The organism is Ancylobacter radicis, assembly GCF_018449475.1.
Classification (GTDB): Bacteria; Pseudomonadota; Alphaproteobacteria; order Rhizobiales; family Xanthobacteraceae; genus Ancylobacter; species Ancylobacter radicis.
This window is the reverse complement of sequence record NZ_JAHCQH010000015.1, coordinates 944,795-970,206: the sequence shown is the minus strand read 5'-3', so window position 1 is coordinate 970,206 and position 25,412 is coordinate 944,795. Positions and strand designations below refer to the sequence as shown.

Annotated in this window: 23 protein-coding genes; 8 read left to right on the top strand and 15 right to left on the bottom strand. The window is 68.9% G+C overall.

The features are described 5' to 3' along the window. Positions 1–19 precede the first annotated feature (19 nt). From KIP89_RS10585 to KIP89_RS10545, 9 genes are all read right to left on the bottom strand, one after another. Positions 20–892, bottom strand: a complete 873-nt coding sequence (locus KIP89_RS10585; protein ID WP_213755311.1) for a Pnap_2097 family protein — start codon at positions 890–892, stop codon at positions 20–22. Beyond that, the gene (locus tag KIP89_RS10580) at positions 889–2,154 is read right to left on the bottom strand and encodes an MSMEG_0569 family flavin-dependent oxidoreductase (protein ID WP_213755310.1); all 1,266 of its coding nucleotides are present in this window, start codon (positions 2,152–2,154) and stop codon (positions 889–891) included. The genes KIP89_RS10585 and KIP89_RS10580 overlap by 4 nt, the downstream gene beginning before the upstream one ends. A 25-nt stretch (positions 2,155–2,179) precedes the next feature. Then, positions 2,180–2,467: an MSMEG_0570 family nitrogen starvation response protein gene (locus KIP89_RS10575; RefSeq protein WP_213755309.1), complete on the bottom strand. Its 288-nt coding sequence runs from the start codon at positions 2,465–2,467 to the stop codon at positions 2,180–2,182. 8 nt (positions 2,468–2,475) lie between these two features. Then, on the bottom strand, positions 2,476–3,654 hold the full coding sequence (locus KIP89_RS10570; protein ID WP_213755308.1) for an MSMEG_0565 family glycosyltransferase: 1,179 nt from the start codon (positions 3,652–3,654) through the stop codon (positions 2,476–2,478). Continuing rightward, positions 3,651–4,664: a sll0787 family AIR synthase-like protein gene (locus KIP89_RS10565; protein ID WP_213755307.1), complete on the bottom strand. Its 1,014-nt coding sequence runs from the start codon at positions 4,662–4,664 to the stop codon at positions 3,651–3,653. The genes KIP89_RS10570 and KIP89_RS10565 overlap by 4 nt, the downstream gene beginning before the upstream one ends. Beyond that, a complete protein-coding gene (locus tag KIP89_RS10560; protein WP_213755306.1) occupies positions 4,661–5,218 on the bottom strand; it encodes an MSMEG_0567/Sll0786 family nitrogen starvation N-acetyltransferase in 558 nt (185 codons plus the stop codon). The genes KIP89_RS10565 and KIP89_RS10560 overlap by 4 nt, the downstream gene beginning before the upstream one ends. Beyond that, positions 5,215–6,354, bottom strand: a complete 1,140-nt coding sequence (locus KIP89_RS10555) for an MSMEG_0568 family radical SAM protein (protein WP_213755496.1) — start codon at positions 6,352–6,354, stop codon at positions 5,215–5,217. Before KIP89_RS10555 ends, KIP89_RS10560 begins: the two co-directional genes overlap by 4 nt. After that, positions 6,272–7,345: a Nit6803 family nitrilase gene (locus KIP89_RS10550; protein WP_250152311.1), complete on the bottom strand. Its 1,074-nt coding sequence runs from the start codon at positions 7,343–7,345 to the stop codon at positions 6,272–6,274. The genes KIP89_RS10555 and KIP89_RS10550 overlap by 83 nt, the downstream gene beginning before the upstream one ends. Positions 7,346–7,478: 133 nt before the next feature. Next, the gene (locus KIP89_RS10545; RefSeq protein WP_213755305.1) at positions 7,479–7,961 is read right to left on the bottom strand and encodes an MSMEG_0572/Sll0783 family nitrogen starvation response protein; all 483 of its coding nucleotides are present in this window, start codon (positions 7,959–7,961) and stop codon (positions 7,479–7,481) included. 354 nt (positions 7,962–8,315) lie between these two features. Between KIP89_RS10545 and KIP89_RS10540 the strand changes: the two genes are divergently transcribed. Further along, a complete protein-coding gene (locus KIP89_RS10540; protein ID WP_213755304.1) occupies positions 8,316–9,701 on the top strand; it encodes an aminotransferase-like domain-containing protein in 1,386 nt (461 codons plus the stop codon). Positions 9,702–9,717: 16 nt separating this feature from the next. Here KIP89_RS10540 and KIP89_RS10535 read toward each other — a convergent pair whose 3' ends face one another. Further along, positions 9,718–10,776: a threonine aldolase family protein gene (locus tag KIP89_RS10535; protein WP_213755303.1), complete on the bottom strand. Its 1,059-nt coding sequence runs from the start codon at positions 10,774–10,776 to the stop codon at positions 9,718–9,720. Positions 10,777–10,898: 122 nt separating this feature from the next. Here KIP89_RS10535 and KIP89_RS10530 point away from each other — a divergent pair, with 122 nt between their 5' ends. Then, positions 10,899–12,473, top strand: coding sequence for a bifunctional aminoglycoside phosphotransferase/ATP-binding protein (locus tag KIP89_RS10530; protein WP_213755302.1), 1,575 nt, complete (start codon positions 10,899–10,901; stop codon positions 12,471–12,473). Positions 12,474–12,477: 4 nt separating this feature from the next. On the opposite strand, the gene KIP89_RS10525 is transcribed toward KIP89_RS10530, so the two are convergent. Then, positions 12,478–14,733, bottom strand: coding sequence for a heavy metal translocating P-type ATPase (locus KIP89_RS10525; protein WP_213755301.1), 2,256 nt, complete (start codon positions 14,731–14,733; stop codon positions 12,478–12,480). Positions 14,734–14,801: 68 nt separating this feature from the next. Between KIP89_RS10525 and KIP89_RS10520 the strand changes: the two genes are divergently transcribed. From KIP89_RS10520 to KIP89_RS20120, 3 genes are all read left to right on the top strand, one after another. Then, positions 14,802–15,257, top strand: a complete 456-nt coding sequence (locus KIP89_RS10520; protein ID WP_250152310.1) for a MerR family transcriptional regulator — start codon at positions 14,802–14,804, stop codon at positions 15,255–15,257. Between the two features lie 61 nt (positions 15,258–15,318). Next, on the top strand, positions 15,319–16,353 hold the full coding sequence (locus KIP89_RS10515) for an aldose epimerase family protein (RefSeq protein WP_250152309.1): 1,035 nt from the start codon (positions 15,319–15,321) through the stop codon (positions 16,351–16,353). 50 nt (positions 16,354–16,403) lie between these two features. Further along, positions 16,404–17,435: a tripartite tricarboxylate transporter substrate-binding protein gene (locus KIP89_RS20120; RefSeq protein ID WP_213755300.1), complete on the top strand. Its 1,032-nt coding sequence runs from the start codon at positions 16,404–16,406 to the stop codon at positions 17,433–17,435. Positions 17,436–17,437: 2 nt separating this feature from the next. On the opposite strand, the gene KIP89_RS10505 is transcribed toward KIP89_RS20120, so the two are convergent. Then, the gene (locus KIP89_RS10505) at positions 17,438–18,349 is read right to left on the bottom strand and encodes a LysR family transcriptional regulator (protein WP_213755299.1); all 912 of its coding nucleotides are present in this window, start codon (positions 18,347–18,349) and stop codon (positions 17,438–17,440) included. Positions 18,350–18,475: 126 nt separating this feature from the next. Between KIP89_RS10505 and KIP89_RS10500 the strand changes: the two genes are divergently transcribed. After that, positions 18,476–19,966, top strand: a complete 1,491-nt coding sequence (locus KIP89_RS10500; RefSeq protein ID WP_213755298.1) for a CoA-acylating methylmalonate-semialdehyde dehydrogenase — start codon at positions 18,476–18,478, stop codon at positions 19,964–19,966. A 1,040-nt stretch (positions 19,967–21,006) separates the two neighbouring features. Here the strand turns inward: KIP89_RS10500 and KIP89_RS10495 are convergent. Genes KIP89_RS10495 through KIP89_RS10485 form a run of 3 tightly spaced genes read right to left on the bottom strand, consistent with a single transcriptional unit; the run spans position 21,007 to position 23,894 of the window. Beyond that, positions 21,007–21,942, bottom strand: coding sequence for a prephenate/arogenate dehydrogenase family protein (locus KIP89_RS10495; protein ID WP_213755297.1), 936 nt, complete (start codon positions 21,940–21,942; stop codon positions 21,007–21,009). Continuing rightward, positions 21,932–23,053: a histidinol-phosphate transaminase gene (gene hisC / locus KIP89_RS10490; protein ID WP_213755296.1), complete on the bottom strand. Its 1,122-nt coding sequence runs from the start codon at positions 23,051–23,053 to the stop codon at positions 21,932–21,934. Before hisC ends, KIP89_RS10495 begins: the two co-directional genes overlap by 11 nt. A gap of 43 nt (positions 23,054–23,096) precedes the next feature. Beyond that, positions 23,097–23,894, bottom strand: a complete 798-nt coding sequence (locus tag KIP89_RS10485; RefSeq protein WP_250152308.1) for a chorismate mutase — start codon at positions 23,892–23,894, stop codon at positions 23,097–23,099. Here KIP89_RS10485 and KIP89_RS19785 point away from each other — a divergent pair. Together KIP89_RS19785 and metX are read left to right on the top strand one after the other, a co-directional pair. Next, a complete protein-coding gene (locus KIP89_RS19785) occupies positions 23,860–24,117 on the top strand; it encodes a hypothetical protein (RefSeq protein WP_250152307.1) in 258 nt (85 codons plus the stop codon). The two genes, KIP89_RS10485 and KIP89_RS19785, sit on opposite strands and share 35 nt — an antisense overlap. A gap of 83 nt (positions 24,118–24,200) precedes the next feature. After that, on the top strand, positions 24,201–25,370 hold the full coding sequence (gene metX / locus KIP89_RS10480) for a homoserine O-acetyltransferase MetX (protein ID WP_213755295.1): 1,170 nt from the start codon (positions 24,201–24,203) through the stop codon (positions 25,368–25,370). The last annotated feature ends 42 nt before the right edge of the window (positions 25,371–25,412 follow it).

Genomic DNA, 25,412 nt, shown 5'->3' with positions numbered 1-25,412 from the left:
CCGCCGACCCGATGCGCCCTCACACGCTCCGCTCCGTGAAGGCATCGGCAAGGCAGACGCCGTCGCTCACCCGTTCCAGCCGGCAATGATGGGTGAGCACGCCCTCCCCGCGCCGGGCGGCGCGCCAGCGCACGGCAAGCCGCTCGCCAGGGTCGACATTGCCGTGGAAGAACACCTCGCGGGCGCGCGTCGTCGCGCGCGAGGCGCTGCGGCCGTCGAAATGCCATTCGGCACGGTCGATGAAGGCGATGAAGCTGGAGAAATACAGAAACCCCGCGCCGTTGAAATCCTGCGCCGGGCACGGGTCGATCTCGAAGCGCGCCTCCCCGCCGGGCCCATCCAGATCGAAACCGAAATGGCGGGAAAGCCGGCCCGCGCGCAATTGCGCGGCGCGTTGGGGAAGGCCGAGCGAAACGCCGGCTGGCGGGGCCGGAAAACCGTCCAGCGCGACACGGGCCACGCTGTGATTTCCCCCGCCGGCCCCGCGCCGCACGAAGGCGGAGACGAGCTCCACCTCGCCCATAGCCCGCCCGTCGCGCAGCACGACATGGCGGCTCGCGCATTGCGTGCGGGAGATGCGGCGCAGGTGTGAGCGGATGACCACGGCGTCATTCTCGCCAAGCGCCGCGAAGCTGGCATGGGCGACCGAGAGCGCGCAGAAGGCGGCATAGACGGGTGCGCCGTCCGTGTCGCGGAAATCGGGCCTGTCGCGGCCGGCCATCTGCGCCAGAAGCATCCAGTGCCGATGGCCCAGCTCCTTCAGCAGCCATGTCTCCGAGAGGCCGGCAAGCGAGAGCTGCGGCATGCCGAGCCGAAACGCGATCTCGCTCTCCACGGCGCCGGCGGCGAGCGAGGGCGGGTCAAAGGCCGGCGGCGCGAGACGAAGATTCATGCCGCGCTGTCCTGACCGGCGCGGGTGAGCCGCGCGGCGATGTGATCGACGATGAAGGCGGCATCCCGGCCGACACTGCCGAACCGGCCCGAACCCCATGTGTGCAGCCAGGGCAGGCCGAGGAAATAGATCCCCTCCCGCGCCGTGATCCCGCGCCGGTGCTGCGGATGGCCGGCGCCGTTGAACACCGGTGCGTCGAGCCAGCGGAAATCCGGGCGATAGCCGATGCACCAGACGATCGAGGTGATGGCCGATGAGGCCAGATCGAGGCTCTCGCGCTCGCTCGCCGGCTCCCAGACGGGCGTGTAGACGGAAGGGGGCGGGGCCTCGATGCCGGCCTCGGCGATGTGCTTGTCGATGGCCGCGTTGATGCCGTTATAGGTTCGGTCGGCCTCGTCGAGCGAGCTGCGCAGATCGGGCGCGAAGAGGAGGCGCCCCTCCTCATAGTCGCGCAGCAGGCCGTAGAGCTGCATGCCCTCCAGCGCGAATTTACGCAGGTCGATGTCGCGTCCACCATCCCGGCCGGTGACGTAATGGTTGGTGTTGTCGCGCACGCCCTCGCGCAGCGGGTGCTGCTCCACGGGCATGTCGTAATAGCCCATGTCGGCCAGCCAGGTGACGACGTCGCGGCCTCGGTAGAAGCGGGCGCAGCGCGGCGCATTGCCGACCGCCAGATGCACCTTGCGGCCGGCAAGATGGAGGTCCTCCGCGATCTGCGCGCCGGACTGGCCGGAGCCGACAACGAGCACCTCGCCCGCCGGCAATTGGTCGGCATTGCGGTATTCGGCCGAATGGATCTGGGCGATGGAGGCGGGCAGGCGCTCGGCCAGACGCGGAATGATCGGCTCGTGATAGCCGCCCGAGGCGACCACCACCTGGTCGGCACTCACGTCGCCGGCGCTGGTGGCGACTAGAAAGCCGCCGTCAGTGCGCGGACCGACACGGCGCACCGTGACCCCCTCGCGGATCGGGGGATCGACCTTGGCGCGGAAGCCGGCGAGATAGGCGAGGATCTCGTCCTTCTTCATGAAACCGTCGGGATCATCCCCGGAATAGGGGTGACCGGGCAGGTCGCATTGCCAATTGGGCGTGACGAGACAGAAATTGTCCCAACGCTGGCTTTCCCAGGCGTGCATGGCCCGGTTCTTCTCCAGCACGAGATGGGCGATGCCCTGCTGGCGCAGGTGATAGGAGGCGGACAGCCCCGCCTGACCGCCGCCGATGATGACGACGGGGTAATGCTCGATGTGGTTTTCGTTCATGTCGGCTCTCCGCTGGCGAGCGCGCTCACGCGTCGAAGGATTCGACGGCGACGCGGGCCTCGGGATGGGTGGAATAGGCGCGAGCCCCGCTCTCGATGCGGGCCAACTGGCCCAGCGCGCGCGAACACGGCATGCCGTAGCGGGCCTGAACACGCTCGCTGGCGATCATCAGCGCCGCCCGCGAGCGGGCGAGGAAGTCGTCGAGCGTGTAGCTCTCGCCGGGGACGAAATAGTCCTTGATGACCAGAGAGGGCGAGTAGCAGATCTCGCGCGTGCCGTCGGGCCAGCGAATGGAAAAGTGCATCTCAGGCATGGTCGGCCTCACGCATGGGTGGTCTCCGTCAGCGCCGCCGCGGCAAGCGCCCGATAAGCGGGAAGATGGGCGCGCGCGGTCGCCATCCAGTCGTGCCGCGCGGCAACGGCGGAGCCCTGCGCGGCAAGCCGGCCGGCAAGCCCGGGCGTGAGGGCGGCGGCGAGCGCATTGGCGATGGAGGAGGGGTTGAGTGGATCGCACCAGACCGCCTCCGCCTCACCGATATGTTCGGTGAACGGCGCGATGCGCGAGACCACCGTGGGTATGCCGCAGGCCATGGCTTCCAGCGCCACCAGGCCGAAGCCCTCATTGAGGGAAGCAAAGGCCAGCACATCGGCGAGGCGGTAGAGCGCCGGCATGTCGGCCTGCGCCAGCGCGCCGGTGCGGATCACCGCGTCGGCGGGCAGGCCGGAGGCGGCGAGCGTGGCGTCGAACTGTTCCTGATAGGCCTGATGATCCAGCACGCTCGCCCCGCCGGCGATGACGAACTGCGCGTGCGGGTGGAGTGCCCGAAGCTGAAGGAAAGCCTCCAGCATGGCCTGCGTGTTCTTGCGCGGCTCCACCCCGCCGACGCTGAGCACGACGGGACCCGCACCGAGACCAAGACGGCGGGCCAGATCCACTTCGCGCCCATCTAGCACGGGGGTGAAACGGCGCGTATCCACGCCATTGCCGACCATCTCGGCGGCAAGGCCGAACATCTGCGCGAGCTGGGTTTTCCAGAGCTGGCTGACGACGAAATGCCGGTCGGCGGCAATGATGGCGCGGCGCTGAAGCTCCAGCAACGCGGGATCGCGGAAGGCGTCGACGTGATGCACCGTGCGGGCGAAACCGGAGATGAGGCCGCGCTCTCTGAGCGTCGCCAGCGCGTTGCCGGAAATGCCGTCCTGCGCGTGGAACACGTCGAAGCGGCGACGGGCGGGCATCTCGAAATGACGGATATAATCGGCGGCGCGGATGCGCACCATCTCGGTCACATCCGCCCCCACCGGGGAAGCCGGCACGCTGACCGTTCCGCACAGCGTCGGGCGGAAGAAGCCGGCGCTCTTGGCATCCGGCGCGTGGACCACCGCCTCATGGCCGAGCCGGGTCAGCGCATCGCCGAGTTCCAAAGCGTGGACGACACCGCCGCGCGGATTGGTGGAATGGGCGAGGATGGCAATCCGCAACGGGCGGGAGGCACTCATGCCGCATCCTCCGCGCGGGGCGGCACCGGGCCGCAGCCGATGAGGGGACGCGCCGCGAAGTCCCAGATGGTCTCGCGCGCCGGGCCATTCACCACCGTCACGCGGCGATCCGCTGTGACCCGTCCGATGGGGGCGGCGGCGATGCCGCGTTCATGAAAACGCGAAAGAATAGCCGGCACATTATCTGGCGTGGCGGTGAGCAGGTAGCCGTAGCTGGGGAAGCTCATGAGCCAACGCGCGGGATCGACGCCCGCGGGCGCGGGGACGCGGGCAAGGTCGATCTCGACACCGACGCGCGAGCATTCCGCCAGCATGGCACTGGTGCCGACGATCCCGCCCTGGCTGATGTCCTTGGCGGCGCAGGAGAGACCGGCCTCCGCGATCAGCGGCAGGAGGTCGAGGTCGCCGCGCAGCCGTGCCGCCGGGGCGTCGGTCGCCGCTTCCCAATTGGCGAAAGGTTCGCGGTAGCGTCCGCGCAAATCGATGGCGGCGATCAGCGTCTCGCCCGGCTGCGCGTCGAAGGAGGTGAGCAGGCGCTTGGCCCGCCCGAGAATGGCGACGGAAAGCTGGCCGCGATCGGTCTTGAGATTGGTGTGGCCACCGACGACCGGCACGCCGAAGCGCTCGGACGCCGCGCGCAGCCCCGCCAGAACCGGCGCCGCCTCCTCCTCGCCCTTCGCCCACACCGCATCGACCACCGCAAGCGGGCGCCCGCCCATGGCGGCGATGTCGGAAAGGTTGACCATCACCCCGCACCAGCCGGCGAACCAGGGGTCCCCCGCGACGAACTCGTTCATGAAGCCTTCAATGGCGAGGAGCAGATAGCCGTCGCCATCGGGAATTGCCGCGCAATCATCGCCCACCGGCACCGCGCTCGCCCCGCCAATGCCAAGCCGCGCCGCGGCGACCGCGATATCCGCCTTCGCCGCCATGCCGGCGGACGCGCGCAGCTTCGCGACGATGCCGGCAAAGGCATCCGCGCCGAGCGGCAGGCCCGCGCGCGCGCTCATGCCGCCCTCCGCACGCTGCCCGCCCGCGCCAGCGCATGGAAGCCGGTCTCGGCATCGAGGATCGGCGGGTAATGAGCGAGGTCCGCCTGCATGAGCAGATGCGGGCGGCCATGCAGTTCCTTCTCCTCGACGATGTTCCAGTGCAGGCGGCGGAACAACAGACCGTTCTGGCTCTGCACATGGGCGAGGAAGCGGGTGCAGCCGCGCGCATGGGCGGACGAAACGGCAAGGCGGATCAGCGCCGCGCCGAGCGGCCCGACCTTGCGGTAATCCTGCGCCACCGCGAGGCGCGAGCCCCACCACACGCCGGGCTCGGCTTCATGGATGCGCACCGTGCCGACCACATCGTCGGCCACCAGCCCGAGCATGGAGACGGCGACGATGGGAATGGCGACGGCGTCGATCGCGTCGCGGTCGTCGCCGCCGAACAGGCCCTGCTCGGCGCAGAACACTTCATGGCGCAGACGCGCGGCGCCGCGCTTCTCCCAGGTGGCGGTGGCGAATTTCACCTGAAAGTCGGCGGCACGGAAAGCGTCGAAGGGCCCGTACATCATGCGCAGCCCCCCATCGCACCACGGCGCTCATAGGTGGAGAGCGCCGAGCACGCGCCGCATTTGGCGCAGCCGGCCTTGGCGTCGATGGATTTCAGCCCGGTCGCCAGCAGCATGCCCGAGAGCGGGCCGAGGATGGAATTCATGAAGGCCGGTGTGGGCGTCGGGTGGCTTTCCAGCGGCGTGCCGGAAATCGGCACGAAGGGCACCACGAAGGGATAGACGCCGATTTTCGTCAGGCGGTCACAGATGGCGAGGATCTCCTCTCTGCTGTCACCGAGCCCGGCGAGGATATAGGTCGAGACCTGCCCGCGCCCGAACACCGGCACGGCCGCCTCGAACGCCTCAAAATAGCGGGCAACCGACACCTGCGCCTTTCCGGGCATGATGCGCTGGCGCACCTCTTCGGTGACCGCTTCCAGATGCATGCCGAGCGCATCCGCCCCGGCGGCGAACATCCGTCCGAACCAGGCATCGTCATCGGGCGGCTCGCACTGCACCTGGATCGGCAGGTCCACCGCCGCCTTCACCGCCGCCGCGCTCTCGGTGAGGATCGCCGCGCCGCGATCCTTGCCCGGTGGGGTGCCGGTGGTCATCACCATGTGCTTCACGCCGTCCAGCTCCACGGCGGCCTTGGCGACTTCCGCCAGTTGCGCCGGGGTTTTGCGCTCAATGGTGCGGCCCGCCGCCAGCGACTGGCCGATGGCGCAAAACTGGCAGGTCTTGGTGCGGCTCTGATAGCGGATGCAGCTCTGGAGCACCGTTGTCGCCAGCACATCGCGCCCGTGCAGCACGGCGATCTTCGAATAGGGAATGCCGTCGGCGGTGGAGAGACCGTAGAATTTCGGCTGCAGCGGGAACGACACCTCGCCCAGCACCAGCCCGTCGCGGCTGATGCGCGAGCGGCCATAGGCGTCGGGCTTCTCGACGAGATAGGGGCTTTCGAAAGCCGGGGCGGTGTGGACGGGGACCATGACGGTCATGCCGTCAATGGTCATCGCCTTATGGTCGGAGGGCCCCGCCCCGCCCCGGCGACTATCCGCGCCGGCGCGGGGATCAACCAGCCGCACCCCGTAGGACTGCAACTCGTTGATCAGATGCTCCGTCCGCATCGGCTGGAGATCGGTCGCCGGATCCATCGGTTTCATCGGACACACTCCCGGAGTTCGCGAGGAAGGGAGCGGCCTGCCGATGCATGGGCATGGCGGGCCGGTCGTCGAGATTGAGGCTGAGCAGTTCCGGCCGGGCGTAATGGCCGACCGAATCCATCATCCGCTTGCGCTTGGTGATGAGGCTCATGTCGAGATCGGCGAGGAGGATGCCCTCGCCGGAGGTCAGCGGGGGCACGACATGGCTGCCCTCGGGCGAGATGATCGCGCTCATGCAGCCGCCGGTGAGCGCCTTGCGCAGCCGCTCGTCCGGCGAAATCCGGGCGATCTGCGCCTCGGTCAGCCAGCCGGTGGAATTGACCACGAAGCAGCCCGATTCCAGCGCGTGGTGGCGGATCGTCACCTCGATCTGATCGGCAAAGATCGGGCCGACCAGCGAGCCGGGGAACTGCGCGACGTGGATTTCCTCGTGCTGCGCCATCAGCGCGTAGCGGGCGAGCGGGTTGTAATGCTCCCAGCAGGCCAGCGCACCGACCCGGCCCACCGCCGTGTCGACCACCTTGAGGCCCGCCCCGTCGCCCTGCCCCCAGATCATTCGCTCATGGAAGGTCGGGGTGATCTTGCGACGCTTCAGCTTGAGACTGCCATCCGCGTCGAAGACAAGCTGCGTGTTGTAGAGCGAGCCGTGGTCGCGCTCGTTCACCCCGAGCACGACCACGACGCCGAGGCGGCGGGCGGAGGCCGCCACCGCCTCGGTCACAGGGCCGGGCACGACCACCGCGTGCTCATAGAGCCGCAGATGTTCCGCACCGGTCAGCACCGGAGGCAGCACGAAGGAGAAATAGGGATACCAGGGCAGGAAGGTCTCGGGGAACACGACGAGCCGCGCCCCCTTGCCCGCCGCTTCCTCCAGCGCGGCGAGCACGCGGGTGAGCGTGCCCTCCAGGCTGTCGAGGTCCGGCGCGATCTGCACCGCGGCCGCGCGGACAATGCGCTTTTCCGAGATCGTCATGTCTGCCATTGCGGCCTCCTTGGCCTTGGCCGTCATCCCGGACGGAGGCACCGCCGCCGATCCGGGATCGCACTGTCATCAGCACCCGATCCCGACCCTGCACCCTGCGGATTCCGGCCGGGATGACGGGTTCAGACCCGGCTCAGAGCGTCCAGGTGTCGAGGATGAAGGCGTTGTCGCGGCGGTGGAGCAGCACGATATCGAGCACGTCGAGCGGGCTGATCGGGATGACGCCGGGGATCAGCGCGCCCTCGCCATGGCCGTAGAGCGCCTGCAGCGCGAAGCGGCAGGCATAGACCTTGCCGCCATCATTGATGATCTTCTCGATGCGGCCATTGAAGTTGAGATGGCCGGGGAACGCCTCGTCGCCGAGCTTGGGAAAGCCGCGCTGCACGCCGAGCGTGACGCCGGGCCCATAGAGCAGCACGGACGTCTCGAAGCCCTTCTGGATCAGGCGCGAGGCCTGAAGCAGGTTGACGAGGCCGATCGAGCCTTCGAAGGCCACGGTGTGGAAGGTGACAAGCGCCTTCTCGCCGGGAGCGGCTTTGACGTCCTCGAACTTCTTGTCCTCGTAATCGACCAGAACATCGCCCTTCTGGTGGGCCGGAACGGTAATCGTGGCCATGTCGCTCTCCTCAGATGAAGCAGGGGACCGGCGCTTGCCGGCTCACGGCAGAGGAACTGCAATCAATGTGCCAATTGACGGATTGCTGAAAGAATCAGCATATCAGTCAATATACATACAAAAATACATTCAATACGACTTGCCAGTGCCGATCGGCGCTGTTGAAAAAATCGGCGGACGCCTAAGCCAAAGGCTAGCTTTTGCACGATTCCCGCTCATTCGGCACGGCGCGTTACGCACAACTACCTATGCAGCAAGTTGTGGACCAGAGGTGACAGATCACCGATGCAACATTATACAGTCAATCCATAGACGCATGGATTCGGCGCCTGCCCGCGCCGCACGGATTGACCGATGGCCGACTGGACTCCCGACCTTTCCCGCTCCGACAAGCCGCGCTATCTCGCCATCGCCGACCTGATCGCCGAGGACATACGCGCCGGCCGCCTCGCCATCGGCGACCGGCTGCCGCCGCAGCGCAAGCTGGCGGCCCGGCTCGACATCGACTTCACCACGGTGGCGCGCGGCTATGTCGAGGCGCAGAAGCGCGGGCTCGTCGAATCGCGCGTGGGCCAGGGCACCTTTGTCACCGGCCTGCCGCGCCCCAAGGCCCGCCCCGCCTCGCCGTCCCGGCCGTCAAGCGTCGATCTTTCCATGAACCTGCCACCCGAGCCGGACGATCCGGCGCTGATCGCCCGGATGCAGGAGGGGCTCGCCGAAGTCGGTCGCGATCTGGTGGCGCTGCTGCGCTATCAGGGCTTTGGCGGCACCCGCGCCGACAAGGACGCCGCCTCCGCCTGGCTCGGCCGACGGGCGCTCGTCCCCTCGCAGGAGCGCATCTTCGTCACCCCCGGGGCGCATCCCGCACTGCTCGGCATTCTCGGCCTTCTGGCCAAGCCCGGCGATACCGTGCTGTGCGAGGCCGTGACCTATCCCGGCGTGCGGGCCATCGCGGCCCAGCTCGGCCTGCGCCTTGTCGGCCTCGCCATGGACAGGGATGGCATCGACCCCGACGCCTTCGCCGATGCCTGCCGGGAACTCGCCCCCAAGGCGCTCTACCTCAACCCGACGCTGCAGAATCCCACGACGCTGACCATTCCCGAGGGACGACGCACCGCCATCGCCCAGGTGGCGCGGCGCTTCGGCGTGCCCATCGTCGAGGACGACGCCTATGGCTTCATCCCCGCCCATGGCCCGCCACCGCTGGCCGCCATTGCGCCGGACCTGACCTGGCATATTGCCGGACTGGCCAAATGCATCGGTGCCGGGCTGCGCACCGCCTATGTGGTGGTGCCGGATACGCGCGCCGGCTACCCCTTCGCCGCCGCCCTTCGGACCGCCAATGTGATGAGCTCCCCGCTCACCGCGGCGCTGGCGACGCGCTGGATCGAGGATGGCACAGCCGACACGCTGCTGCGCTTTATCCGCGCGGAGACGCAGGCCCGCCAGACACTGGCCGGCGACATCCTGCCCGCCGGCTCGTTCCGCGCCGATCCGCTCAGCTTCAATCTCTGGATCGAATTGCCCGCGCCCTGGACCCGCTCCGCCTTTGTCGGCCACATGCGCGCGACCGGCATCGGCGTGGTGGCGAGCGACGCCTTCACGGTCGGCGGCACGGTGAGCGAGGCTGTGCGCGTGTGCCTCGGCGGACCGGCCAGCCGCGCGCAGATCCGTTCCGCGCTCGATTTCATCGCCCACGCGCTGGAGGAATCGCCCGAGGTGGTTTCGGCCGTGATGTAAGGCGGCAGGGGGCCCCTCACATCGCCGCGCGCACCCCCGCCACGAAGGCGTCCACATCCTCGCCCGTCGTGGCGAAAGCGGTGACGAGGCGGATCACACCCGCGCCCCAGCGGTCCGCGTAGAAGCGGAAACCCTGCGCCAGCAGGGTGTCGATCGCGGTCTGCGGGAGCCGCACGAACAGCATGTTGGCCTCCGCCGGCTGCACCACCTCAACGCCCGCAACAGCGCGCAGCCCCGCCTCCAGTCGCGCCGCCATGGCGTTGGCGTGGCGGGCATTGGCGAGCCAGAGATCGCCCTCCAGATAGGCGTCCATCTGCGCGGCGAGGAAGCGCATCTTGGAGGACAGATGCCCCGCCCGCTTGCGGCGGAAAGCCAGTTCCTGCGCCTTGTCGAGATCGAACAGCACCACCGCCTCGACCCCCATCGCCCCGTTCTTGGTAGCGCCGAAGGAGAGCACGTCGACCCCGGCCTTCCAGGTGATGTCCGCCGGGCGCGCACCGCTCGCCGCCACCGCATTGGCGAAGCGCGCGCCGTCCATATGCAGCTTCAACCCCGCCGCGCGGCAGACCGCGCCAATCGCGTTCAGGTGATCGGGCGAATAGAGCGCGCCGAATTCGCTGATCTGCGTGACGGAGACGCACGCCGGCTGCACGCCATGCACATCGCCCTTGTTCATCTGCGCCGCGACCGCCAGGGCCTCGGGATCGAGCCGCCCGCCCGCATCGCCCGCCACATGGACCAGCCTTGCGCCGGCGGCGAAGAATTCCACCGCGCCGCACTCGTCCTTTTCAATATGGCTGTCGGCATGGCACAGCACCGCGCCCCAGGGCGGGGTGAAGGCGGCAAGAGACAGCGCGTTCGCCGCCGTGCCGGTGGAGACGAGGAACACCGCCACCTCGCGCTCGAACAGCGCGGCAAGGCGCCGCTCGACGCGGGCTGAAATCTCATCCGCGCCGTAGGAATACATCGCGCCGTGATTGGCAGCGGACAGCGCGGCGAGGATTTGCGGGGAAACGCCGACGCCATTGTCGCTGGCGAGATAAGGGCGGACGGAGGCGGAGGACGAATCGGACACGGGGAAAGACCTGAATGTGGATGCGCTGGCGCCTGCTTAATCCCATAGCTGCGCCACGCCCATTCACATTTGGCCGCAACCTTACCGATGGCGGCAGGCCAGCGGCGGTCTAGACTGGCGCCATGAGCGCGCCCGCCCCTTCGACACACATCGTCGCCGATCAGGAGCCGGTGTTCCGGCTGCTGGCCGATCCCGCGACGCATGGACTAGGCGAGCCGGTGGCGCGCATCGACACGCATGGCGCCGCCGTCTTCCTCGCCGGCGGCGACGTGTACAAGGTCAAGCGCGCCGTGCGTTTCCCCTTCATGGACCTCTCGACGCTGGACAAGCGCCATGCCGCCTGTATGCGCGAGCTGGAGGTCAACCGGGACAATGCGCCGGGCCTATATCTCGGCCTGGTGCCGATCCGTCGGGAGGGTGACGGGCTGCGGCTTGGCGGCGCCGACGGGGGCGCCAAGGGAGACATCATCATCGAATGGGCGGTGCATATGCGCCGCTTCGACGAGCGGGCAACCTTCGACCGGCTGTCGCCCGAGGCGCTGACCCCGGCCTTGATGGACGCGCTTGCACGGGCTGTGTTCGCCGCCCATGAGCGCGCGGCGCGCCACCCCGAGGCCGATTCGCCGGGCGCGCTGGCGCAGGTGGTGCGCAACATCATGGCGGGTCTCGAGGAGGCGCCCGACCTCTTCGCGCCACCGCGTGTTGCCGCCCTCAAGGCGGCGCTGGCCCTCGCTCTCGACCGCCTCGCGCCCCTGCTGGCCCGGCGCGCCCGCGCGGGCGAGGTGCGGCGCTGCCATGGCGACCTGCATCTGCGCAATATCGCGCTGATCAATGGCGCACCGGTGCTGTTCGACGCCCTGGAATTCGACGAGGGGCTGGCCACCATCGACCGACTCTATGACCTCGCCTTCCTCGTGATGGATCTCGGCCAGCGCGGCTTGGTGGCGCCGGCCAACCAGCTTCTCAACCGCTATCTCGCCGCCTGCAGTGACGCCCCGCCCTATGACGGGCTGGCGGCCCTCCCGCTTTTTCTCGCGCTACGGGCCGGCATCCGCGCACAGGTAACGGCCGCCGCCTTGGCGCACCGCACGGGCACGGAGCGGCAAACCGCCTGCGCCGACGCACAGGCCTATCTCGCCTATGCCGAGGGGGCGCTCGCCGCACACTCGCCCCGGCTCATCGCCATCGGCGGACTGTCCGGCACCGGCAAGAGCACGCTCGCTGCAAACCTTGCCCCCTTTGTCGGTCCGCTGCCCGGCGCGGTGCATCTGCGCAGCGATGTCGAGCGCAAGCGCCTGGCGGGCGTTGGCGAACTGGAGCGCCTGCCGGGCGCCGCCTATACGCGAGAGGCGACGGAGGCGGTCTATGCCGCGCTGCGCGAGCGGGCGGCGGCGGTGCTGGCGGCCGGCCATGGCGTGGTGGTCGATGCCGTCCACCAGCGCGAGGACGAGCGCGCGGCGGTCGAGCAGGTCGCCCGCGCCGCGGGGGTCCCCTTCACGGGCCTGTGGCTCGACGCGCCTCTTGAGGCACTAACAACCCGTGTCGAGGCACGGCAGGGTGATGCCTCGGACGCCACCGCCGCCGTGGTGGCGCAGCAGGCGGCGCGCGATTGCGGCCCGATCGGCTGGGCCCGCCTTTCTACCGCCGTCGGACCCGATGAGGTCGTCGCACGGGCCCGACAGATCATTGAAATTTAGCCGGCTATTTTCTTCCCCATCCCAGCAACCGCAGGGCATTGGCGGTGACCAGCACCGTTGCGCCGGTATCGGCGAGGATGGCCGGCCAGAGCCCGGTAATGCCGATAATCGTGGTGACGAGGAACACCGCCTTCAGCCCCAGCGCGATGGTGATGTTCTCGTGGATGTTGCGCATGGTCTGGCGCGACAGGGCGATCATCGCCGCCACATCGGCAACGCGCCCGTGAAGCACGGCGGCTTCGGCGGTCTCCAAAGCGACATCGGTGCCCCCGCCCATGGCGATACCGACATCGGCCGCCGCGAGGGCCGGCGCGTCATTGATCCCGTCGCCCACCTTGGCAACGGTGAAGCCCTCGCGCTTCAGCTCGCCGATGATGCGCTGCTTGTCGGCCGGCATCAGCCCTGCGCGCACCTCGATGCCGAGCGCCGCGCCCACCGCCCTCGCCGTGCGCTCATTGTCGCCGGTGAGCATGACCGTGCGGATGCCCACCGCCTTGAGCGCGGCAAGGCCCGCCGCCGCATCCTCGCGCGGCTCGTCGCGCAGGGCGATGAGGCCCTCCACCGCCTCGCCCGCCACCAATACCGCAACGGTCTTGCCGGCTTCGTTGAGCGCGGCAATCGCCGCCTGCTGGTCAGGGGCGAGCGGAACCCGCGCTCCCGCCGCCTTGGGCGAGCCGAGGAACAGCGGCACGCCCTCGACAACACCGCTCACCCCTTCGCCGCTATTGGCGCCGGCACCAACTACCGCCGGAATGGCGAGGCCCCGCGCGGCCGCCTCCCCCAGAATGGCATTCGCCAGCGGATGGGTGGAGCCCGACTCCAGCGCCGCCGCGCGGGCGATCAGGCCGGCCTCGTCACCGATGAAGGCGATCACGTCCGTCACCTTAGGCTTGCCTTCGGTCAGCGTGCCGGTCTTGTCCAGCGCCACCGCATTGACCAGCCGCAGCCGCTCCAGCACCGCTCCGCCCTTGATCAGCAGGCCACGCCGCGCACCGGCCGCGAGCCCGGCGGCGATGGCCGCGGGGGTGGAGATGACCAGCGCGCAGGGGCAGCCAATCAGCAGGATGGCGAGGCCCTTATAGATCCACTCGTCCCACGACGCCCCGGCGAGCAGGGGGGGCACGGTGGCGACCAGTGCGGCCAGCACGACGATGAAGGGCGTGTACCAGCGGGCGAAGCCGTCGATGAAACGCTCGGTCGGGGCCTTGCTCTCCTGCGCTTCCTCGACCAGCCGCACCACGCGGGCGATGGTGTTGTCGGAGGGTGAGGTGGTGGCGCGGATGGTGAGCGCCGCCTCCCCATTCACCGTGCCGGCAAACACCGTGTCCGCCGCCGCCTTGGCGACGGGCACGCTCTCTCCGGTTACCGGCGCCTCGTTCACCGAGCCCGCCCCCTCGATCACCGTGCCATCGGCGGGAATACGCTCGCCCGGACGCACGAGAATGAGCGAGCCGATGGCCAGACTCTCCGCCGGCACCTCGCGCGTCGCGCCATTCTCGATGAGCCGCGCCGTCTTCGGCACCAGCGCGGTGAGCGCGCGAATGCTGGCGCGGGCCCGGCCGGCGGCCACGCCTTCCAGCAGTTCGCCGACCAGAAACAGGAAGACGACCGCCGCCGCCTCCTCGGTCGCGCCGATCAGGATCGCGCCCACGGCAGCGATGGTCATCAGCATTTCGATGGAAAAGGGCGTGCCGGCGAGCGCCGCCATGAGGGCGCGGCGGGCGATCGGCACCAGCCCGATGGCCAGCGCGGCGATGAAGAAGATGGACTGATAGGCCGGCAGCAGGTGACCAATCCCATAGGCCAGCACCAGAGCCAGCCCGCACAGCAGCGTCAGCCGCGCCTTGCCGCTCTGCCACCACGGCCGGTCGGCCGGCAGATGCGAGTGGCCAGCCGCCGCGCTCTCGGTCGGTGTGGCGGCCACCTGCGTTACCGCCGACGCGCCGTGAGCATGATCGTGGTGATGATCGTGGTCGTGGTGATGGTCGTGGTCGTGGGACTGGCAGGGACCGTGCCCGTCATCGCCCGCCGGCTGGCCCGCCGCGGCGCCAAGCGGCACGATGCCATAGCCGAGGCCCGTCACGCGCTTCTCCAGCACGGCGAGGTTCGCGCCCGCATGGGCCACCGTCAGCGTGCCGGCCGCGACCGAGACGGCCACCTCGTCCACCTTCGGCAAGCGGCGCAGGGCGGTCTCGATCTTGGTCGCGCAGGAGGCGCAGTCCATGCCGTCGATACGGTAGCGGGTCTTCAGGGCGGCCATGACATCACCTCTTGCCGGACGATGGCTGCAAGCCTAATTCCTCTAGCGACTAGAGGAGCAAGCGGGAAATGACGATCGGTGCGTTCACCATCGGCGAGGCGGCACGGGTCAGTGGCGTGAAGGTGCCGACCATCCGCTATTACGAGTCCATCGGCCTGCTGCCCAGCCCGCCCCGCACCGAGGGCGGGCGCCGCGCCTATGGTGACGCGGATCTGAGCCGCCTCGCCTTCATCCGCCATGCCCGCGAACTCGGCTTCGAGATCGAGGCGATCCGTGCGCTGCTGCAGTTGCAGGACGAGCCGGCCCAATCCTGCGCCGCCGCCGACGCCATCGCCCGCCACCGGCTGGAGGAAGTGGAGCGGCGCATTGCCAGCCTCACCGCCTTGAAGGTGGAGCTGGAGCGCATGGTCGAAGGCTGTTCGCATGGACGGGTCGACCGCTGCCGGGTGATCGAGACGCTGGCCGACCACTCCCGCTGCGGGCACGATCATGGCGGAAACGAAAGTGCAGTGCCTCGAAACTGAGAGGCCGGGCATAATTGCCGGCGCGATTCGCCCGACAGCCGGGCCGGTACGGAAGACCAGGATGAACGCTCAGGTGATGACGGTCGGCCACGGGCCGGAGGGCGAGCCTATCGAGGAAATCACGCTCGTTGCGGCGGACGGCACGCGGGCGCGGGTGCTGAGCTGGGGCGCGACGCTGCGCGACCTCGAAATCCCGCTGGCCGATGGCCGGCTGCGCCGCGTCGTCCTCGGCTATGAGGACCCGCAAAGCTATATTGCCAATCCCTCCTATCTCGGCGCCACCTGCGGCCGCGTCGCCAACCGGATCCGCGACGGGCGTTTCAGCCACGACGGGCGGGATTACGATGTCGGCCGCAACGAGGCGGGACGCACCCATCTGCATGGCGGTGCGCGCGGCTTCTCCCACCGAAACTGGACGGTTACCGGCACCACCGCTGATTCCGTGACCCTGACGCGGCACTCACCCGATGGCGAGGAGGGCTATCCCGGCACGGTTGAGGCGCGCTGCACCTACCGGCTGGAGGCGCCGGCGACGCTCATTGTCGAGATGTCGGCGACCAGCGACGCGCCCACCCCGATCAATCTGGCGCACCACTCCTATTTTACCCTCGACCCGGCGGGCACGGTGCGCGAGCTGGAGCTTGAGGTGGCCGCCCGGCGCTACACGCCGGTGGATGAGAACCTCATTCCGACGGGCGAACTGGCGGCGGTCGCCGGCACGCCCTTCGACTTCACCCGTCCCGCGCGGCTCGATGCGCGCGGGACGCTCTACGACATCAACTACGTGCTGGATGGCACGGCCGGCGGCGAGCCGCGTTTTGCCGCCCGCGCGAGTTGCCGGCGCACGGGGCTGGCGCTCGACATCCTCACCGATGCGCCGGGCCTCCAGCTCTATGACGGGCAGCATCTCAAGCCAACGCGCGGCGGGCTCGGCGCGAATCGGCATGGACCCCATGCGGGAATCTGCTTCGAGGCGCAAAATTTTCCCGATGCGGTGAACCAGCCGGGCTTCCCTTCACCCTGGATTCATCAGGGCGACACCTATCGGCAGGTGACACGATACCGATTTTACGGGCATGCCGTGCTCGGCGGGTAACACTTGCGTGCGCATCGACAAACCGTTGAGACCCGGCGCTTCCTGCGCGCGTGACGAAACGTTATGCAAGTCTAGCGAGTGACGATGCAGCCTTGCACCCGAATCCGGGCATTGGAAGCTCCATGAATCGACGTGGCTTTCTCGCGGGTCTAACAGGCAGCTTGGCAAGCCTCACCGGCGCCGCGGCCGAGACGCCCGCCTTGGAGCGGCTCACCCTCTTTATTCCCTCCACTTTCGGCGACAATCCGGCCGGCGCGGTGCGCGCGCTTGAACAGGCGCTGATGGCCGAGAAACTCGTGGCAGAGGTGTCACGGATCCACGCGGCCGGTGACCCCATGGCGGGATTGCAGGAGTTCGTCTCGCCGAGCCCTCTGGATGGCGACATGCTGATGGTCGGCGGCCCCGGCCTGATCGGGGCCGGGATCCTCGGCGGGGGGCCGATCGAACTGGCCATGCGGGCGCCGATCGCCCGGCTGATCACCGAAAATCTGCTCATCGCAGTACACGGCGATTCCGATGTCGCGTCCGTAAAGGAATTGACCATCGCCTTGCGGCTGGAGCCGACCACGATTGACTTCGTCGGCGGACCACTGGGCAGCACCGATCATTTGCTCGTGGCCAAGCTGGCGCGCTTTGCCGGGATCGACCCCCGGCGGGTGCGCTATAGCGAACGGCCGGCGGAAGAGAGCGTGGGCTTCGCGGTCTATAGCGGCCGGGCGGGCTGCGCGATCGGCAGCCTCAGCGAGATGCAGGCGGATATCAGCCTCGGCCGCCTGCGCCCGCTGGCCATCAGCTCGACGCAGCGCGTGCCGGGTGTGAACATACCGACCTTCCTGGAAATGGGCGTCGATCTGCAGATGGACCGTTGGCGCGGGCTCTTTGCCAGCCCCGACGCGGGCCCGGAGCAGCAGGCCCGGCTGGCGGCGCTGGCGGCCCGGCTGGCGACGACAACCACTTGGAAATCAATGATTTTCCAGCACAACTGGACCAGCGCCTATCAGCCGATGCCCGCTTTCGGCAGCTTCGTGCAGGCGGAAATCGCCCGCATCCGCCGGCAGTTCGCCGAATTCGGGCTGACCTGACCTCAGCCCGCCTCCGCCGGCACCGGCGGCGCCAGGACGAAGCTGCCGCGCGCCTCCCGCACCGCCCCGGCGATGAAGTCCTCGACCTCGCGAATGCGCCTCAGTTCGTGAATGTCGGCATGGGTGACCAGCCAGTAGGAACGGCGAAAACTCAATTCCGGCAATAACCTGACGAGTTCGGGATGGGCGCGCGCGGCATAGTCGTGGAGGATGCCGACCCCCGCCCCGGCGCGCACCGCCTCCATCTGCCCGACCACGCTGGCGCATTCCAGCCGGCGCGCCTCGATCTCGCGAAACGCCTCGAAATAATCGAGCGCCGGCGAGTAGACGAGATCCGGCACATAGGTCACCAGCAGCCGGCCGGTCAGTGCAGTGAGGTGGACGATCGGGCCGGTGCGATCAAGATAGTCGCGCGTCGCGTACACGCCGAGGCTGTAATCGGTGAGCTTGCGCGCGACGAGACGTCCCTCGCTCGGGCGCTGCAGGGTGACGGCGATATCCACCTCGCGCTTGGGCAGGGAGAAGCTGCGCGGCAGCGGGGCGAGCTGCAGGCTGAGGCCGGGATGCTCGTCGGCCAGCCGCCCGAGGCGGGGGGCGAGGAAATAGGTGCCGAACCCGTCCGGCGCGCCGATGCGCACCGTGCCGGCCAGCGCGAGGTCGACATTGCCCAGCGCCGCCTGCGCCTGCAGCATCTCGGTCTCGATCCGCTCGGCATGGGCGAGCAGCCGCTCCCCGGCGGGGGTGAGCGCGCTGCCGGTGGTGCGCCGCTCGATCAATTTCGAGCCGAGCCCCGCCTCCAGCGCGCCGAGCCGGCGCCCGACGGTGGCATGGTCGAGCCCGAGCTGGCGCGCCGCCGCCAGCATCTGCCCGGCCCGCGCGACGGCGAGAAAGATGCGCAGGTGATCCCAGTCCATGGCCCGTCGCTCGTTTGGTGCGTTTTCGCACAACGGATGATGAAACATGGTCGTTGAAGTGCGCTCATTCCACAAGCACAACCATCGCAGCACTCCGCGGACAACCATCAGCACAGGGAGATCGCCATGGCGGTCATCGGCCACTACATCGCCGGCAAGCTCGTGAGCACGGCCGGGCGCACCGGCCCGGTCTTCGATCCGTCGACTGGCGCGCAGTCGGGCGAGGTGCTGCTCGCCTCCACCGCCACGGTGGGCGAGGCCGTCGCTGCCGCCGCCAAGGCCTTCCCCGGCTGGGCCGACACGCCGCCGCTGGCCCGCGCCCGCATCATGTTCAAGTTCAAGGCGCTGCTGGAGCGCGACATCGACGCGCTCGCCACCGCCATCACCAAGGAACATGGCAAGACCTTCGAGGATGCCAAGGGCGAGGTGACGCGCGGCATCGAGGTGGTGGAGTTCGCCTGCGGCATTCCCCATCTGCTGCGCGGCGATTTCACCGAGCAGGTGGCGCGCGGCGTCGACGTGTTCTCGGCCCGCCACCCGCTCGGCGTGGTCGCCGGCATCACCCCGTTCAACTTCCCGGCCATGGTGCCGATGTGGATGTTCCCGGTGGCGCTGGCCTGCGGCAACAGCTTCGTGCTCAAGCCCTCCGAGAAGGACCCGACCACCGCGCTGCTGCTCGCCGAGCTGCTGTCGGAAGCCGGCCTGCCGGCGGGCGTGTTCAATGTGGTGCAGGGCGACAAGGAAGCGGTCGACGCGCTGCTGGTCCACCCCGACATCGCGGCCGTGAGCTTCGTCGGCTCCACCGCCATTGGCGAATATGTCTACAAGACCGCCTGCGCGCACGGCAAGCGGGCGCAGGCGCTGTGCGGCGCCAAGAACCACCTCGTGGTGATGCCCGACGCCGATCTCGACAAGACGGTCGATGCGCTGATGGGCGCCGGCTACGGTTCGGCCGGCGAACGCTGCATGGCGGTCTCGGTCGCCGTGGCGGTGGGCGGCGTGGGCGACGCGCTGCTGGAAAAGCTGGTGCCGAAGGTGCGCGCGCTCAAGGTCGGCCCCGGCCTCGACCCGGACAGCGAGATGGGCCCGCTGGTCACCAAGGAGCACCTCGCCAAGGTGCGCGGCTATATCGATGACGGCGTCGCCGCCGGCGCCAAGCTCGTGGTCGATGGCCGCGATCTCAAGCTGCAGGGTTATGAGAACGGCTATTTCCTCGGCGGCACGCTGTTCGACGACGTGACGCCGGAGATGAAGATCTACAAGGAAGAGATCTTCGGCCCGGTGCTCTCGGTGGTCCGCGTCGACCGCTATGACGAGGCGCTGAAGCTGGTCAACGACCATGAATATGGCAATGGCGCCGCCATCTTCACCCGCGACGGCGACGCCGCGCGCGCCTTCGACCGCGACGCCAAGGCCGGCATGATCGGCATCAACGTGCCGATCCCGGTGCCGGTGGCGTTCCACTCCTTCGGCGGCTGGAAGCGGTCGATCTTCGGCGATCGCAACGTCTACGGCATGGAAGGCGTGGGCTTCTACACCAAGATGAAGACCACCACCGCCCGCTGGCCCACCGGCATCCGCGAAGGCGCCCAGTTCGTCATTCCGACAACGGGCTGAGGGGGGCTCTCCCACCCACGCGACGTCATCCCCGGACTTGATCCGGGGATCCACGACTTCGACCGCGCGCGTGGCGGCAAGGCGTGGATGGCCGGGTCAAGCCCGGCCATGACGGTGTTCTAGCGAGTTCGCTCCCCCGCACGACGTCATCCCGGACGGCCGCAGGCCGATCCGGGATCGTCTTGTCATCAGAGAACGGACCGCGATCCCGGCTCTCCGCTTCGCGGAGCCTGCCCTTGGGCTTGCCGAAGGCAAGACCCGAGGGGCCGGGATGACGATCTTTATTGAGCCGTCCCGGCCATGACGATGTTTCATCGGGAACGCGCGCGCCAATCGGGCTGCCGGCCTCCTACACCTCTCCCCGACGGGGAGAGGTCGCCGCGCAGCGGCGGGTGAGGGGCGGCGACGCTGGGGGCTGATCTCGACCTTAAAGCCCCCTCACCCCAACCCTCTCCCCCACGGGGAGAGGGAGCTTGGTCCCCCACAAGACGTCATCCCCGGACTTGATCCGGGGATCCACGACTTCCCGCCCGCCGATCAAGGCGTGGATGGCCGGGTCAAGCCCGGCCATGACGGTGTTCTGACGAAGACGGCGTTCTCTGACGGCACCGCTCGCAGCTAAGAGGGCTCCGCGCCCGCCTACACCTCTCCCCGTCGGGGAGAGGTCGCCGCGCAGCGGCGGGTGAGGGGCTGCGACGCTGGGAGGCTGATCTCGACCTTGAAGCCCCCTCACCCGACCCTCTCCCCCACGGGGAGAGGGAGCTTGGCCCCCACACGACGTCATCCCCGGACTTGATCCGGGGATCCACGACTTCCCGTGCTCCGATCAAGGCGTGGATGGCCGGGCCAAGCCCGGCCATGACGGTGTTCTGGGTTTCAACCTGCCCGACAACCATCCTTCGAGGCGCGCTTCGCGCGCACCTCAGGATGACGATGCTCTTTTTCGCGCGGCTGGCACCACGCCCGTCATGCTGAGGTGCCGGCGAGACGCCGGCCTCGAAGCACGCAGGCGCGCGTCCCCTCTCGGAGAGGGAGACCCCCTACTCCGGCTCGCGGCCGAAGTTCGGGGCCGCGGTTTCCTGGCCGATCTCGATGATCGAGCGGCGGATGGCGCGGGTGCGGGTGAACAGGTTGAACAGCGTCTCGCCCTGCTCCCACCTGATCGCCCGCTGAAGCGCGATCAGGTCCTCGGTGAAGCGGCCGAGCACCTCGATCACCGCCTCGCGGTTGTTGAGAAACACGTCGCGCCACATGGTCGGGTCGGAGGCAGCGATGCGGGTGAAGTCGCGGAAGCCGCCGGCCGAGTATTTGATCACCTCGGACTGGGTGACGCTTTCCAGATCCGCCGCCGTGCCGACGATGTTGTAGGCGATGAGATGGGGCACATGCGAGGTGATGGCGAGCACCAGATCATGGTGCTCGGCACTCATGATCTCGACATTGGCACCCATCTCCGCCCAGAGCTGCGACAGCCGCGCCACCGCCGGCTCATCCGCTCCCTCGGGCGGGGTGAGGATCGACCAGCGGTTCTTGAACAGCGTGGCAAAGCCGGCATCGGGGCCGGAATATTCGGTGCCCGCCACCGGATGGCCGGGGATGATGTGCACGCCCTCGGGCAGATGCGCGCGCAGCGCGGCGAGCACCGCGCCCTTGACCGAGCCGACATCGGAGACGATGGCGCCCGGCTTCAGATGCGGGGCGATGGCCTGCGCCACCGCACCCATGGCGCCGACCGGCACGCAGAGAATGACGATGTCGGCGTCCGCCACCGCCTCGGCGGGGGAGGCGGCGACCTCGTCGGCAATGCCGAGCTCGGCGACGCGGGCGCGCACCTCGGGGGCCGCGTCATAGGCGACACTGGTGCCGGCGAGCTGGCGCACATCGACCGCGCGCAGGATCGACGAACCGATCAGCCCGAGGCCGATGACCGTAAGCCGGCCGACCAGCGGGCGCGGCAGCGGCGGATCAAGCACCATGGCCGGCGCTCCCCATAAATTCCGTCAGCGTGGCGACCAGCAGCTCATTGGCCTCCTGCGTGCCGATGGTCAGGCGCAGCGCGCCCGGCAGGCCGTAGGAATCCATGCGCCGCAGGATCAGCCCGCGCTCCATCAGGAAGGCGTCGGCGTCGCGCGCGGTCTTGCCGGGCGCCTCGGGGAAATGCACCAGCACGAAATTGGTGACGCTCGGCGTGACGGTGAGGCCGAGGCCGGTCAGCGCCGCCGTCATCCAGGGCAGCCACTGGTCATTATGGGCGATGGCGCGCTCGACATGGGACGCGTCCTCGATCGCCGCCACCGCCGCGGCGAGGCCCGGCGCGGAGACGTTGAAGGCGCCGCGAATGCGGTTGATGGCGTCGATGATCTCGGCCGGGCCGTACATCCAGCCGACCCGCAGGGCGGCGAGGCCGTGGATCTTCGAGAAGGTGCGCAGCATCACCACATTCGGCGAGGTGGCGACCAGCTCGATGCCGGCCTCGTAATCGTTGCGCCGGACATATTCGGCATAGGCGGCGTCGAGCGCCAGCAGCACATGCGGCGGCAGGCCCTTCTGCAGGCGCTTGATCTCGTCGAACGGCAGATAGGTGCCGGTCGGGTTGTTCGGGTTGGCGAGGAAGACCACGCGGGTCTTCTCGGTCACCGCCGCCAGCAGCGCGTCGACATCGGTGGTGAGGTCGGTCTCCGGGGCGATCACCGGCGTGGCGCCGGCCGCCAGCGCGGCGATGCGGTAGACGAGAAAACCGTATTGCGAATAGAGCACCTCGTCGCCCGGCCCGGCAAAGGCCAGCGCGGTGAGCATCAAGAGCTCGTCCGAGCCGGTGCCGCAGACGATGCGCGCGGGATCGAGGCCATAGGCGGCGGCGATGGCGGCGCGCAGCTTGGTCGACGAGCCGTCGGGATAAAACTCCAGCGCGGCCGCGTCGCGGAAGGCTTCGATCGCCTTCGGGCTGGCGCCGAGCGGGTTCTCATTGGCCGAGAGCTTATGCACCTTCACGCCCGCCCCGGCCTGCGCCTTGCCGGGCACATAGGCCTCGATCGCCTGCACGCCGGGGCGCGGGACGGGACGGCTGGGGGCGGTGGCGGACGACATGGCAAGCTCCGGGACGGCGGCGGCGGGAGAAGGGGGCGGCAGGTCAGCCTTGCGCGGCATCCTGCGGGCAATGGGTATAGCGGCTGGCATGGGAGCCGACGAGGGCGACGGCGCGCACCGAGGCGCCGGCGGCGCGCAGCGCGGCCAGCACCGTGTCGAGCCCGACCGCCCCGCCCACCGGGATCGAGGCCAGCAGCGCCGCCCCGTCGAGCCCGCGATCGGGCACCGCGATCACTTCGGCGAGCGGAGCCAGCGCGCGGGCGGCATGGGCGGTCCAGCCGGCGACATGCAGGCTCCAGGTCTCCACCTCGGTCACCGCGCCATCCGTCACCGGATGGGCGATGCAGAACACCGGCAGGCCGGCGGGGTGGTCGGCACGCTCCACGAAAGGTAGCCGCGCGATGATCTTCGGCGCGTGCTCGCCTTCCAGCGCCGTCCACCAGGCCCCGGCGCCGGGCGCGGCAAAGGCCGGCACGAGGCCGAGATCGCCCTTGGAGCCGGCGACCGCCGCCACCACGCCGGAGGCGCCCATATGGGCGATGAAGGGCACGGTGAAGCCGAAATGGAAGCGGGCGCTGTCGCGCATCGCCGCGTCGCCGCTGGCGAGGTCGGCATGCACGGCATAGGGCGCCTGGACATAGGTGAAGGTGGAGATGATGACGCGCCAGATGCCCTCGACCGTATCGAGCGGAAGAATGCCGCGATGCCGGTCGACGATCATCCGCATCATCGAGGCCTCCCGCGCCGGGCGGAAGGCCGAGCCGCCCTCGGCCGCGCGCGACCGCTTCACCGCCACCAGCCGGTCGATGATCTCGCTGCGCTCGATCAACAGCGCGTGCATGTGCGCGTCGATCCGGTCGATCTCCGTGCGCAGCGTCGACAGGTCCGGGACCGGCGCGGATACCGGCGCGGACGCGGCCGAAGACCCCGCCGATGCGGGGTTCGATGCAGGGTTTTTGGGCATCTCGTTCATCGGCGGCAGTCCTAACCCTCGCGCGGGCGCGCTGCAAAACAAATTCTGGCGGCGGATTTTGTGGCGCGGCGCCATCGCGCGACGATATTGACAAGAAGACGATGTGGCATCATCGCATCGTCCGGTATAACGAACTCTTCGTCCGGTAGGACGGTTGGTGCAGGCGAGGTTGGCATGCTGGAGAGGACGATTGTCGAAGCTGCGCGCGGCGAAGCGGACCAGCCGCATTCCCCGGTGGTGCGCTTCGGCGCCGACAAGCCGCTGAAGCTCGATGCCGGCGGCGTGCTCAGCCCGTTCCAGATCGCCTACCAGACCTATGGCACGCTGAACGCGGCGCGCTCCAACGCCATTCTGATCTGCCACGCCCTCTCCGGCGACCAGCACGCGGCCAATGTCCACCCGGTCACCGGCAAGCCGGGCTGGTGGGAGACGCTGATCGGGCCGGGCAAGCCGATCGACACCGACCGCTATTTCGTCATCGCCTCCAATGTGCTGGGCGGCTGCCTCGGCACCACCGGGCCGTCCTCCACCAACCCGGAGACCGGCCAGCCCTATGGCCTCGACCTGCCGGTGGTGACGATCCGCGACATGGTGCGGGCGCAGGCGATGCTGATCGACCATCTCGGCATCGACCGGCTGCTCGCCGTGGTCGGCGGCTCGATGGGCGGGATGCAGGTGCTGCAATGGGCGGCGAGCTATCCCGAGCGGGTGTTCGCGGTCATGCCGATCGCCACCGCCGCGCGCCACTCGGCGCAGAACATCGCCTTCCACGAGGTCGGCCGGCAGGCGGTGATGGCGGACCCCGACTGGCGCGGCGGGCGCTACCTGGCCGAGGGCACCAGCCCGCGCCGGGGCCTGTCGGTCGCGCGCATGGCCGCGCACATCACCTATATGTCGGATTCCTCGCTGCACCGGAAATTCGGCCGGCGGCTGCAGGACCGCGACGGGCACACCTTCTCCTTCGACGCGGATTTTCAGGTGGAATCCTATCTGCGCCATCAGGGCGAGGCCTTCGTCGACCGCTTCGACGCCAATTCCTATCTCTATGTCACCCGCGCGATGGATTATTTCGACCTCGCCGGGGACTATGGCGGCGTGCTGGCCAACGCCTTCAAGGGGGCGAAGACGCGCTTCTGCCTGGTCTCCTTCACCTCGGACTGGCTGTTCACCACCGCGGATTCGCGCGCCATCGTGCACGCGCTCAACGCGGCCGGCGCGCAGGTTTCCTTCACCGAGATCGAGACCGACAAGGGCCATGACTCCTTCCTGCTCGACGAGCCGGAATTCTTCGCCATCACGCGCGGCTTCATCGACGCCGCCGCCCGCGCCGTGGGGGTGAACTGATGTCGCCGCGCGATCTCGTTCTTGAGGAACTGAAGGCCAACG